Source organism: Flavobacterium hydatis (assembly GCF_000737695.1).
GTDB lineage: Bacteria > Bacteroidota > Bacteroidia > Flavobacteriales > Flavobacteriaceae > Flavobacterium > Flavobacterium hydatis.
On sequence record NZ_JPRM01000003.1, the window covers coordinates 183,712 to 196,956 of the forward strand.

12 protein-coding genes are annotated in these 13,245 nt (G+C 33.7%); 8 read left to right on the forward strand and 4 right to left on the reverse strand.

What is annotated here, in order from left to right:
- Nucleotides 1–14 precede the first annotated feature (14 nt).
- The 3 genes from trhO (at nucleotide 15) to IW20_RS02905 (ending at nucleotide 3,059) form a co-directional block, all read left to right on the forward strand.
- Complete coding sequence (gene trhO / locus IW20_RS02895; protein ID WP_035618492.1) at nucleotides 15–1,403, forward strand: oxygen-dependent tRNA uridine(34) hydroxylase TrhO; 1,389 nt, start codon at nucleotides 15–17, stop codon at nucleotides 1,401–1,403.
- Between the two features lie 184 nt (nucleotides 1,404–1,587).
- A complete protein-coding gene (locus IW20_RS02900; RefSeq protein WP_035618493.1) occupies nucleotides 1,588–2,829 on the forward strand; it encodes a peptidase U32 family protein in 1,242 nt (413 codons plus the stop codon).
- The gene (locus IW20_RS02905; protein WP_035618494.1) at nucleotides 2,829–3,059 is read left to right on the forward strand and encodes a ferredoxin; all 231 of its coding nucleotides are present in this window, start codon (nucleotides 2,829–2,831) and stop codon (nucleotides 3,057–3,059) included. Before IW20_RS02900 ends, IW20_RS02905 begins: the two co-directional genes overlap by 1 nt.
- 119 nt (nucleotides 3,060–3,178) lie before the next feature.
- Here the strand turns inward: IW20_RS02905 and IW20_RS02910 are convergent, their stop codons facing one another.
- The 4 genes from IW20_RS02910 to IW20_RS02925 all read right to left on the reverse strand — a co-directional run bounded on the left by IW20_RS02910 (nucleotide 3,179) and on the right by IW20_RS02925 (nucleotide 6,582).
- Nucleotides 3,179–3,844 (reverse strand): hypothetical protein, encoded by a 666-nt coding sequence (locus tag IW20_RS02910; protein WP_035618495.1) that lies wholly within the window; start codon nucleotides 3,842–3,844, stop codon nucleotides 3,179–3,181.
- 24 nt (nucleotides 3,845–3,868) lie between these two features.
- The gene (locus IW20_RS02915) at nucleotides 3,869–4,651 is read right to left on the reverse strand and encodes a hypothetical protein (protein ID WP_035618501.1); all 783 of its coding nucleotides are present in this window, start codon (nucleotides 4,649–4,651) and stop codon (nucleotides 3,869–3,871) included.
- A gap of 1 nt (nucleotide 4,652) precedes the next feature.
- Nucleotides 4,653–5,360 carry a hypothetical protein gene (locus IW20_RS02920; RefSeq protein WP_123869430.1) on the reverse strand — a complete coding sequence of 236 codons (708 nt, stop codon included), beginning with the start codon at nucleotides 5,358–5,360 and terminating at the stop codon, nucleotides 4,653–4,655.
- 205 nt (nucleotides 5,361–5,565) lie between these two features.
- Nucleotides 5,566–6,582, reverse strand: coding sequence for a hypothetical protein (locus tag IW20_RS02925; protein WP_051885507.1), 1,017 nt, complete (start codon nucleotides 6,580–6,582; stop codon nucleotides 5,566–5,568).
- Between the two features lie 484 nt (nucleotides 6,583–7,066).
- On the opposite strand from IW20_RS02925, the gene IW20_RS02930 reads away from it, so the two are divergent.
- The 5 genes from IW20_RS02930 to IW20_RS02950 all read left to right on the forward strand — a co-directional run bounded on the left by IW20_RS02930 (nucleotide 7,067) and on the right by IW20_RS02950 (nucleotide 13,048).
- Nucleotides 7,067–8,386: a PSP1 domain-containing protein gene (locus IW20_RS02930; RefSeq protein WP_035618505.1), complete on the forward strand. Its 1,320-nt coding sequence runs from the start codon at nucleotides 7,067–7,069 to the stop codon at nucleotides 8,384–8,386.
- Complete coding sequence (locus IW20_RS02935) at nucleotides 8,370–8,849, forward strand: gliding motility lipoprotein GldH (RefSeq protein WP_035618507.1); 480 nt, start codon at nucleotides 8,370–8,372, stop codon at nucleotides 8,847–8,849. Before IW20_RS02930 ends, IW20_RS02935 begins: the two co-directional genes overlap by 17 nt.
- Before the next feature lie 11 nt (nucleotides 8,850–8,860).
- Entirely contained in the window at nucleotides 8,861–11,164 is a 2,304-nt protein-coding gene (locus IW20_RS02940) for a penicillin-binding protein 1A (protein WP_035618508.1), read from the forward strand.
- Between the two features lie 416 nt (nucleotides 11,165–11,580).
- Nucleotides 11,581–12,282, forward strand: coding sequence for a CoA transferase subunit A (locus IW20_RS02945; protein ID WP_035618509.1), 702 nt, complete (start codon nucleotides 11,581–11,583; stop codon nucleotides 12,280–12,282).
- A gap of 109 nt (nucleotides 12,283–12,391) precedes the next feature.
- Entirely contained in the window at nucleotides 12,392–13,048 is a 657-nt protein-coding gene (locus IW20_RS02950; RefSeq protein WP_035618511.1) for a CoA transferase subunit B, read from the forward strand.
- Nucleotides 13,049–13,245 lie beyond the last annotated feature (197 nt).

Here is a 13,245-nt window from a genome sequence, read left to right on the forward strand (position 1 = left end):
AAACTGTTTATAGCATGCAACTGTATAACACTTTGAGCGCAGAAGAAAGAGCCATCATGATTGATGATGCTGGTAAACAACGATTAACGTTGTCTTTTTATGCGTATGCCAAAATTCAAGATCCCAAAAAATTTCGCGATGATTTATTTGTAGCCTGGAACAAGCTCGATGCTTTAGGCCGAATTTATGTTGCTAACGAAGGTATAAATGCTCAGATGAGTATTCCTGCCGAAAATTTGGAAGCTTTTAGAGAAACTCTTGAAATCTATGATTTCATGAAAGGTATACGATTGAATGAAGCAGTAGAACATGATGACCATTCATTTTTAAAATTAACCATTAAAGTTCGTCACAAAATTGTCGCTGACGGTTTAAACGACGAAACTTTTGATGTTACTGATATAGGCGTTCACCTGAAAGCCAAGGAATTCAATGAAATTCTTGATGATCCAAATACCATTGTTGTTGATTTTAGAAATCACTATGAAAGTGAAGTTGGGCATTTTAAAGGAGCTATTACTCCAGACGTAGAAACTTTTAGAGAGAGTTTACCAATAATAAACGATCAACTTCAGAATCATAAAGAGGATAAAAACCTGGTAATGTATTGCACAGGTGGAATTCGTTGTGAGAAAGCTAGTGCTTACTTTAAGCATCAGGGTTTTAAAAATGTTTATCAATTAGAAGGCGGAATCATTAATTACGCCAAACAAATTGAAGCTGAAGGTTTAGAAAGTAAGTTCATTGGGAAAAACTTTGTATTCGATAATCGTCTTGGCGAAAGAATCACCGAAGATATTATTTCGCAATGCCATCAATGCGGAAAACCTTGCGACAATCACACCAATTGCGAGAATGACGGATGTCATTTGTTGTTTATTCAATGTGATGATTGCAAAACTGCAATGGAAAATTGCTGTTCTACAGAATGTTTAGACATTATACACATGCCACTAGTTGATCAGGTTCGATTGAGAACTGGAAAACAAGTTGGAAATAAAGTTTTTAGAAAAGGAAAATCAGATAGTTTGAAATTCAAACATTCTGGAGAGTTACCTAACGCTTCTTTGGCTACGGCAGAAACCCGAGGCGGAGCCGAACGGAGCGTAGCTAAACCAGTCGATATTCGCCAAAAAATAAAAGTAAAAAAAGTACTTCTTGGTAAAGCAGAGCATTATTATGTAAAAGCGCAAGTAGGTCTTTTTACTATCGAAAATCATGAACTAAACACTGGTGATACCATCTTAATCTCTGGTCCTACTACAGGAAATCAAGAATTGGTTTTAGAAAAAATGATTGTTAATGAAGAAGTTGCTACTATTGCTAAAATTGGCGATAGAGTTACTTTTGAGGTTCCATTTAGAATTAGATTGTCTGATAAGGTATACAAGATTTTAGATTGAATTTAATATGAGTGTTGCGGCATTTATGCTAAATTTTGATAATATAGAACAAAGCCCACTGTTTCAATCGTGGGCTTTTTTAATAATATACTACAAATAATTTTTAAAATATAGACTATGATATAAATCATAGGAATCTAATCTATACCCACATTATTTTTGCCATTTGAATAATAAATCAAAAATGGCAATTAACAATAAAATTGAACTTATGGCTCCCGCAGGGAGTTTTGAGTCACTTCAGGCTGCGCTAGATAATGGTGCTGATTCTATTTATTTTGGTGTAGAACAACTCAACATGAGAGCACGTTCAACCGTGAATTTCACCATGGATGATTTGCAAGAAATTGCCAATCGTTGCGCTACCAAAAAAGTACGAAGCTATCTTACTTTGAACACTATTATTTACGATCATGATTTATCGATTGTAAAAACATTACTAAACAAAGCCAAAGAAGCCAATATTACTGCTGTAATTGCATCTGACCAAGCTGTAATTGCAATGGCAAGAACAATTGGTATGGAAGTACATATCTCAACCCAACTTAATGTTACAAATATCGAAACCATAAAATTCTACAGTTTATTTGCAGATACAATGGTTTTAAGTCGTGAATTGAGCTTACGTCAGGTAAAAAGTATCACAGAACAAATTGAGAAAGAACAAATAAAGGGCCCGAACGGAAATTTAGTCGAAATCGAAATTTTCGGACATGGTGCTTTATGTATGGCTGTTTCGGGTAAATGTTATTTGAGTTTACATTCGCATAACTCCTCAGCAAATCGTGGCGCTTGCAAGCAAAACTGCCGTAAAAAATATACCGTTATAGATCAGGAAACAGGTTTCGAAATCGAAGTCGATAACGAATACCTTATGTCTCCTAAAGATTTATGTACGCTAGACTTCCTTGATCAGGTAATCGACTCTGGAATTCAGGTTCTTAAGATAGAAGGCCGTGGTCGTGCACCCGAATATGTAGCAACGGTAATAAAAGCCTACCGCGAAGCTATTGATGCTTACTATAATGGAACTTTCTCTAAAGAAAAAATTGCAGTTTGGATGGAAGCTTTAAACACCGTTTACAATCGTGGTTTTTGGTCAGGATATTATCTTGGACAAGAATTAGGAGAATGGAGTGATATTCCGGGATCAGCAGCAACCCAAAAGAAAGTCTATGTAGGTAAAGGAACTCATTTCTTTCCAAAAGCTGAGGTTGGGCAATTTAAAATTGAAGCTTACGATATTAAAATTGGAGACAGAATTCTTGTAACAGGACCAAGCACAGGAGCTCAGGAAATGGTAATCGACGAAATGTTCGTAAACGACATTGTAGCCGATAAAGCTACAAAAGGCGATGATTGTACCTTCAAATTACCTTTCAGAATCAGAATGTCTGATAAATTATATAAAATCGTAGAGGCATAATGGTTATTATTACTTTACAAAGAGATAAATGTATTGGTTGTAACTACTGTGTAGAAATGGATCCAGTACATTTTCAGATGTCAAAAAAAGACGGGAAATCAGTTTTGATACATTCGGTAAACGCTAAAGGTTTTTTTACTTTAAAATCTCCCAATCATGCCATTGTCGAAAGTTGCGAACTAGCAGCAAAAGCTTGTCCTGTAAAGATTATTACGGTCAAAGAAACATAGATATACTTGACATTATTATAAATTTAAAGAGCCACAAATTGTGGCTCTTTTGTTTTTCACGAAAATAGTTAGTCTTATATTGCTTAGCAGTGCTTTTGCAAATAATTCTTAGGAATATCTTACCAAATCTTCCACCATGGTTTACTTTCAATTTTCACTTTTTTATCGATTATTATTCCAATAATCCATACTTCATCCTCAACTTCTGTCATTGTAAACGCTAGTCCTTCATTCTTGTTTATCCCAAAATCTTGATTTGGCTGAACCATTAACTGGGATATTCCTGTTTTATTTAAATGATTATACTTTATAATACGCCCCCAAACTAATTCGGGTGTTGTATCATTATCTTTTGATAATAGTAATATTTTTATATCGTCAGGAAAACCTTCAGCCCTAAAAGGATCAAGAGTTTCATCCCTTCTAAATTCAGTTAAATCATCTCTATCGTAGCTTTCGATGTACAATGGTTTAACTAATTCATAATCACCTAAAAATTTGTCCTCTATTACTTGAAAAAGAGTTTGTGAAAATTGAGCGTGTCGTATAATAACTCTAATTTCCTTATCACGAGGAGAGTCCGTAAATACTATTTCGTCATCAACATTGTTAAATAATTTCACAACCTCCAATGTAGTTCCTGCCACATGGTCAATATAAACAAATCCCAAGATGTTATCACCGACAAAATCAGCTAACATATTTACTAATGCAGGATAATTTTGGTAATTATTAATCGTAATCCATTGTCCCCAAATTTCATTCTCTTTTTTTGGTTTGTTCATCGTTATTGTTTTTTCTGTTTCTTATTATTTTTTTTCAGCAATGTTCTCAGTAAATTTTCCACTTATCCAACCTCGTAATTTTTGGTCTTTAAAATCAAAACTAACAGGATTACATTCGCCAGCAATGGCACTTTTTTCTATTTCTACAAAAAGCCAGGTACGCTCTGCTTCTACTTTCTCTGCAAGTACTTTAATGGTTGACTTTTGTTTTAATTTTGCTATAATATTTGTGCCTTCCTCACAGGTAAAAACAAAATCATCAACTCCTTTTTTACCTGTTGCTTTTATTATTGGAGAATAACGTACGTTATAATTATCTATAGTATTCCTTACAAAACGTGGTGTCGCTAAATAAACTACTGGAAGCAACATTGCATTCTTTTCTTGTACATATTCATCATTTGTTAATACATAGTTCTCTTCTAGTAACGCAGCATTTTTACCAAAACCAAATAAACGTCTGGATTCATAAGGACTTTCACCACAACAATGATATAATATCAAACGTAATTGTTTTTTGCTTGTGGTTTCATCCAACTTGCTACTCCCGAATGGTTCATTTACCACTTTTTTATATACACCGCCTATATTTAAATACACCTCAACACATTTAGGTTCTCCGCATTGGTAAGTATATATAACATCAATTTGCCCATCGTTATTCAGGTCTACCGCTTTTTTTTGATATTTTCCTTCCATCGCTTGGAGCTTTATGCCTTTCTCAATCTGTTTAATATCGGCACTTTGCGCATTTAATGCAACTGTATTGCACAACAAATAAATAGTCAGAATTATAATTTGTTTCATTTTATTGCTTTACTCTATTTTTAGATTTTAATTTCCATTTACCGTTTATTCCAATATATTCATAGTCATACATGCGTTTGCCTGTTCTATCTTGAAAATATTTTGTTAGAGGAATAACAGTCAGATTATCTTGTAACTTATAACTGCTTTCAGCGGAAGTTCCAAAAGCACTTCCGTAAAGTTCCGTATGAATCGTATTTGTCACTTTATCAAATCTAGGTTTGCCCCAAATATCCGTTTCATCGGCTGCATTATATAATCTAACCAGTTTTTGTTGCGTTTGGTCATTTATAAAAACAATAGTCCATTCATTACCATTTATGTTAGAAAATACCCAGCACAGCAAATCTTCGTCTCCATCATTATCAAAATCAACTACCTTGAAATTTGAGAAAAGTATATCCTTATCAAAATGCCAAAAAATAGACTGATAATGCACATTTTCCTGATGTTCGAATTTGTTATTTTTAAATTGATAAAGAGAAGCAATAGAATCATTTTGCAAACGGAAGGAATATTTTAAAGGTGTTTTTCCCTTAAGTTCAAATACACATTCAGGCTTTTCTTTATTAAAATCTATATCCTCAACACCATAAGATTCTGGAGGATAATTAACTTTAAATATAAGATTGTACGAAATAGAATCTGTTTCTGTTTGCGAAAAAGTCACATTACAGATAAACAAAAAGAGCAAGTATAGATATTTCATTAAAGTCTTATGGATTGAATATTCATCTAATTTGAAATAATTTCATCTATAAAAGTATTCACTTTTAATTAAAAGAATAGCATAATTGTGATAATTAAAATGACTCTGAACCAAGTAGATTGTCGAGATTAGCAATTGACAGCAAAAGAAAAACCCTATTCTATTTAATTATAGAATTAGGGCTTTTCTCTTTTATGTTGTTAAATTAATGTCTGTTATCACAGTTTATAAAAACATCCGGTTCATTTTTATCTAAGAATGAGATCCCTGGACAACCGAAGGAAACGTATACAAAACCAAAAACCACTTCGGGTTTATTCTTAAAAAGTTTACCTGTCCATTGACCGGTTTCTTGATTCTCTATATTAAGGCTTAATTCTGCAAACGAACCGCCTTCATCTGCACGGTAATATTTATCACAAACAATCTTATTTGATTTTTCCTCTTTAACAATCAATCTTCTCAACAATACTGCTTCTTCTTCTATATAATCTTGCAAAAAATATTCAAAGCCGTTTGATTTATAACTATAAGCCGTTTTCTTATTAGCCATTTTTATCAAATGATTATAGTCAGGATTTACAGATGCAGCAGGTACTTTTGCAATTGTTGTTTCTTTCCACTTTATAACTTTCAATGGCTTCATTGCAAAAGGATTTTTTGAACCAATACAAACCAAAGTATTCAAATAATAGGAATCAAATCCTTTTAATAATTTTGGATCTAGTTCAAATCCAATCATATAATCATGTTGTGTATAAGGCCAATCTGCTCCGTATGGGCTTACAACAGCCACAACTTTTAAAGACTTCACAGAAAATGCATTGACAATATTGGTAGAATAATCATATACATAAACACTATCTTTTTCTGATATTTTCATTTTGGATAGCATTCTATTTCTATATGTCGAATTCAATACTAAGTATTTAGCATCTTTTTCTTCTAAGTTTTTAATATTAGGAATAGCAAGAGAATCTTTATGGTCGCTTAATTGATATTTATCTGATAAGGATACTTGTGCAATAGTGTCTTTTTCGCCAAAAATTGAATAAACACTATATATATCCAAATCTGATATTTTTTGTGTTCCCACAGCAACAGTATCAGTAAGAGCTGTTTGTTTTTTAGTTGAATTAATATTTTTTTGATCCAAAGGCTTTTTATTCGTACAGCTAATAAAAAAAGGGATTGCGAATAAAACGTAAAATAATTTGTTCATAGGTTTTGTAGTAAATAATATAAAAAGATTGATAATTTTTGAAGATATTGACAATGAACTCTCTACAGCATAATAATAATTTGTATTCCAGTAGCTAATAGCGCTTACTAATGAGGTATATTTTATTTTTTTGAACCAATACTAAAGGTTAAGTTCCTAATATAAAACCTACAGATACAAACCAAATATAAGTTTAAATAGTTATTTAAGAATAATCAGAATAGTTTTTTTGATCAAAAAAAACACCACCAAACTGTAAGTTATTTTAACTAAGACAAATAAATAGCAAAAGAATTTTCTTGATAAATCAAGTTTCTTACTATCATAAAAACCATTAATTTTCTCTTAAACATGGCTGTCTTTTGTATTTAACGTAGCATTAGTGTTAATCCATTAAAAAGCAAACTAAAAAAAATACTATCTTTACGCATTAATCTTTTTTAAGAACTTAAGTTGCATTAATTGCGACACTACATATAAAATTATGGCATGTACAAGTTGTTCAACTTCTGATGGTGGTGCACCTAAGGGTTGTAAAAATAATGGGACTTGCGGCACCGATAGCTGCAATAAATTAACGGTTTTTGATTGGCTTTCGAATATGAGTTTGCCTAACGGAGAAGCTCCTTTTGATTGTGTTGAAGTACGTTTTAAGAACGGTAGAAAAGAATTCTTTAGAAACTCAGATAAATTAACTTTAAGTATTGGAGATATTGTTGCAACTGTAGCATCTCCAGGACATGACATAGGAATTGTAACTCTTACTGGCGAATTGGTAAAAATTCAGATGAAGAAAAAAGGAGTTAGTCCTAGTAGCAATGAAGTTCCTAAAATTTACCGTAAAGCCTCTCAAAAAGATATCGATATTTGGTCGGCAGCCCGTGAAAAAGAAGAGCCGATGAAAGTTCGCGCTCGTGAACTAGCGATTGCTCAAAAACTAGAAATGAAAATTTCGGATATTGAATTTCAAGGAGATGGCTCAAAAGCTACTTTTTATTATACGGCAAATGACAGAGTCGATTTTAGACTTTTAATCAAAGATTTTGCTAAAGAATTCAGTACAAGAGTCGAAATGAAACAAGTTGGTTTCCGTCAGGAAGCTGCTCGTTTAGGAGGAATTGGTTCTTGCGGAAGAGAATTGTGTTGCTCTACTTGGTTAACCGATTTTAGAAGTGTAAATACTTCTGCAGCGCGATACCAACAATTATCGTTGAATCCACAAAAACTTGCTGGACAATGCGGAAAACTAAAGTGTTGCTTAAACTATGAGCTAGACACTTACATGGATGCTCTTAAGGATTTCCCTGATTACGACACCAAATTAGTTACTGAAAAAGGTGATGCTATTTGCCAAAAACAAGATATTTTTAAAGGGTTAATGTGGTTTGCTTACACCAATAACTTTGCAAACTGGCACGTTTTAAAAATTGATCAGGTAAAAGAAATCATAGCCGAAAACAAACTTAAAAATAGAGTTTCTTCACTTGAAGATTTTGCAATAGAAATCACTCAAGAACCTGAAAAAGACTTCAATAACGCTATGGGTCAAGAAAGCTTAACTCGTTTTGACCAACCAAAGAGAAAGAAAAAACCAGCTAAGAAACGTAAAACAATTGGCGAAAACGCTGCTGTTGCTACTGCACCTACGCAAAACAATCAAGGCCAAAAAGGCAACAAGCCAGCTGGAAACAATAATAACAATAAACCCAATAACAATAAGCCAAATAATAATGCTGGAAACGATAAGAAACCAGCAGGCCCTAGAAAACCAATAATTATTACAAAAAATGAGAATAAAAAATAGCGGGATTCTTCTTTTGGTGGCTATACTTCTTTTTTCATGCGACAAAAAAAGAGTATTTGATGAGTACAAATCTGTAGGAAGTGCTTGGCATAAAGACAGTATTGTAACATTTGATTTACCCGAATTAGATTCGACCAAACGATACAATTTATTTGTTAATTTGAGAGATAACAACAATTTCCCTTTCAACAATATCTTTTTGATTGTTGCCATCGAAACTCAAAGCGGATTTACAAAAGTAGATACTCTTGAGTACCAAATGGCACATCCTGACGGGACTTTAATGGGTAACGGTTTTACAGACATAAAAGAAAGCAAACTCTTTTATAAAGAGGATGTTAAGTTTAAAGGAAAATACAAAGTTCATATCAAACAAGCGGTTAGAGAATCAGGTAAAGTTCCTGGTGTACAACAACTTGACGGAATTACAGATGTAGGTTTTAGAATTGAAAAAAAAGATTAGAATAGATTTATATGGCTGCTAAAAAAAACAATCCAACAAAAACTGAGAAAGACATAAATTATTACAAAAAGACCTTTTGGAAAATTTTTGGCTACGGTTTATTAGGTGTTATTACCTTTTTCTTATTTGCTTCATGGGGAATTTTTGGTTCTATGCCTTCATTTGAAGACTTAGAAAATCCAGATTCTAACTTGGCTACCGAAATTATCTCTTCAGATGGAGTTGTAATCGGAAAATATTTTCAAACAAACAGATCACAATTAAAATATTCAGACTTACCTAAAAGCTTAGTTGAAGCTCTTGTAGCTACTGAAGATGAGCGTTTTTACGAGCATTCTGGTATCGACGGACGTGGAACTTTAAGAGCTATTGCTAGTTTAGGAACTAGTGGTGGAGCAAGTACACTTACACAACAATTAGCAAAACAATTATTTCACGGAGAAGGATCTAAGTTTTTACCTTTTAGAATTGTACAAAAAGTAAAAGAGTGGATTATCGCTATTCGTTTAGAAAGACAATACACCAAAAACGAAATCATTGCAATGTATTGCAACGTATATGATTTTGGTAACTATTCGGTTGGGGTAAGTTCTGCTGCGCAAACCTATTTCTCTAAAGAACCGAAAGATTTAACTATGGACGAATCGGCAATGTTAGTCGGAATGTTCAAGAATTCAGGTTTATACAATCCAGTAAGAAACCCACAAGGGGTTAAAAATCGTCGTAATGTTGTGCTTTCGCAAATGGAAAAAGCGGGTATGATTACAAACGATCAAAAAAACAAACTACAAGCGCTTCCTATTTCATTGAAATTCAAACTAGAGAGTCACCGTGAAGGAACTGCAACTTACTTTAGAGAATATTTACGTGACTACATGAAAAAATGGGTAGCGGAAAATAAAAAACCTGACGGTACAGAATATAACATTTACAAAGACGGTTTAAAAATATACACGACTATCGATTCTAGAATGCAATTACACGCTGAAGAAGCTGTTGCTGCACACATGAAAAACTTACAAGAAGAATTTTTTGAACAGTCTAAAACAAATAAAAACGCTCCTTTCGTTAATATTTCTGAAGCTGAAACGCAACGAATTATAAACCAAGCGATGAAATCATCATACCGTTGGACAGTTATGAAAGCTGCCGATAAAAGTGATGAAGAAATCATAAAGTCATTTAGCGAAAAAACAAAAATGACTGTATTTACTTGGAAAGGTGAAAGAGATACGATTATGACTCCTCTGGATTCTATTCGTTATTACAAACACTTTTTGCAGGCTGGTTTAATGGCAATGGAGCCACAAACTGGTAGCATTAAGGCTTGGGTTGGTGGAATCAATTACAAATACTTTCAATACGATCACGTAGGTCAGGGAGCAAGACAAGTAGGTTCTACATTTAAACCGTTTGTTTACGCAGCAGCGATTGAGCAATTAAATATGTCTCCTTGTGATTCTATCCTAGATGGTCCGTTTATGATACACAAAGGACGTCACCACGTTACGGCTGACTGGGAGCCAAGAAACTCGGATAACAGATACCGCGGAATGGTTACCTTAAAACAAGGTTTGGCAAACTCGATTAATACAGTTTCAGCTAAATTAATTGACCGTGTTGGTCCAGAAGCTGTAGTTGAACTAGCGCATAAATTGGGAGTAAAATCTCAAATTCCGGTACAACCTTCAATCGCATTAGGTGCTGTTGAAATTACTGTAGAAGATATGGTTGCTGCTTATAGCACTTTTGCAAATCAAGGTGTTTATGTAAAACCACAGTTCTTAAACAGAATTGAAAATAAAAGTGGCGAAGTAATTTATGAGCCAATTCCAGAATCTCATGATGTATTAAATAAAGATATTGCATTTGCTGTAATTAAACTTCTTCAAGGGGTTACCGAAAGTGGTTCGGGTTCTAGATTACGTACTGAAGGCGGTGGTAGCGGTGATAAACGTTGGACAGGATATCCTTATATGTTCCGAAATCCAATTGCTGGTAAAACAGGAACAACACAAAACCAATCTGATGGTTGGTTTATGGGAATGGTTCCGAACTTAGTTACTGGTGTTTGGGTAGGTTGCGAAGACCGTTCGGCACGTTTTAAAAGTATTACTTACGGACAAGGAGCAACTGCTGCCTTACCTGTTTGGGGTTATTTTATGAAACTTTGTTATGCTGATCCAGGTTTACAAGTATCAAAATCTGAATTTGAAAGACCTCCAGGTCTGCAGATAAAAGTAGATTGTTACTCAGCTCCAAAAGTAAAAGATACAACAGACACAGAACAAAACACAGACGAATTCGAACTGTAGTTTAGCTTCATATTAAAACAATACAAATCCTTTTGTTCCTTCTGATTTTTCGGAAGATGCAAAAGGATTTTTTCTGGAACAAATTCAATGCAGATTGATCCAAAAAAATAAAAAATTAACCGCAAAACGCGCTAAGGTTTACGCAAAGTGCGCAAAGCTTAATCTATAAAATAACTTTGCGAACTTTGCGGTTTTGTCTTTGTGAACTTTGCGGTTAATTTCCTTGCCACAGATTAAAAGGATTTAAAAGCTTTGTTAACCTTGCATAAACCTTAGCGCCCTTTGCGGTTAATCATCTTTGTTATTGAATTATATTCGACAAATTACCTTGTAGATTTATTTTTTACGAAATCGTTATAATTTAATCTAAAATTGGTATTTTTATCAAAAATATACGTCAATACAAGACAAATAATATGATTAGTAAAAAAGTCAACACAGTTCAGGAAGCAATTCAAGGAATCAAAAACGACATGACAATTATGTTTGGCGGATTTGGTTTATGTGGTATTCCAGAAAACACTATTGCCGAATTGGTAAAAACAGAAACCTCAGGTCTTACTTGCATCTCTAATAATGCAGGTGTCGATGATTTTGGTTTGGGATTATTATTGCAAAAAAAGCAAATCAAGAAAATGATTTCTTCTTATGTAGGTGAGAATGCCGAATTCGAACGTCAGATGCTTTCAGGAGAATTAGATGTCGAACTTATTCCGCAAGGAACATTAGCTGAACGTTGTCGTGCAGCACAAGCCGGAATCCCAGCTTTTTTTACGCCTGCAGGATACGGAACCGAAGTTGCCGAAGGTAAAGAAGTTCGCGAGTTCAACGGAAAAATGCATATTATGGAACACGCTTTTAAAGCTGACTTTGCTATTGTAAAAGCATGGAAAGGTGATGAAGCTGGTAATCTTATCTTTAAAGGAACAGCCAGAAACTTTAATTCTTGTATGGCTGGTGCAGCAAAAATAACAATTGCCGAAGTAGAAGAACTAGTTCCCGTTGGAACTTTAGATCCAAATCAAATTCATATTCCAGGAATCATGGTACAACGTATCTTTCAAGGAGAAAAATTTGAAAAAAGAATTGAGCAACGAACTGTTAGAGTGAAGAATTAGATAATTGAGATAATAAGACAATTAGATAATTCTCTACAGAATGTTTTAAATTTTCTAATTATCAAATTGACTAATTGGCACATTAAAAAAATTGACACATTAAAAAGATATGTTAACAAAAGAAGATATTGCAAAACGAATTGCACAAGAACTTAAAGACCGTTATTTCGTGAATTTAGGTATCGGAATACCAACATTGGTAGCAAACTATATCCCAAAAGGAATTGACGTTGAATTTCAAAGTGAAAACGGCGTTCTGGGAATGGGACCGTTTCCTTTTGAAGGAGAAGAAGATGCAGATGTTATTAATGCAGGAAAACAAACTATTACAACTCTTCCCGGAGCTAGTTTCTTTGATTCTGCTTTTAGTTTTGGAATGATTCGTAGCCAAAAAGTAGATTTAACTATCCTTGGTGCTATGGAGGTTTCTGAAAATGGAGATATTGCCAACTGGAAGATTCCTGGCAAAATGGTAAAAGGAATGGGCGGAGCAATGGATTTAGTGGCTTCTGCCGAAAATATTATCGTTGCAATGATGCACGTAAACAAAGCTGGCGAATCTAAAATATTAAAAAAATGTAGCTTACCATTAACCGGTGTTGGCTGTGTAAAGAAAGTTGTAACTGAATTGGCTGTTTTAGAAATAACTCCAAAAGGCTTTAAACTTTTAGAACGCGCTCCCGGAGTTTCTGTAGAACATATTATTGCTTCAACTGAAGCAAATTTGATAATTGAAGGTGAAATTCCCGAGATGATTATCGATTAACACTTTTTTTTTAAAGAATACACACAAAAGGCTAACACATAAAAAATGTTAGCCTTTTTTCTGTCATAGCTTATTCTGCCTAGCAGCAACATATATTCTGCAACACTATCAACATCAACGAGTTAACAACAAAGTAAAACATTACAAATCAATAATATAATAATAAAAACAGGTTTTTTCTGATGATTGTTTTTAAT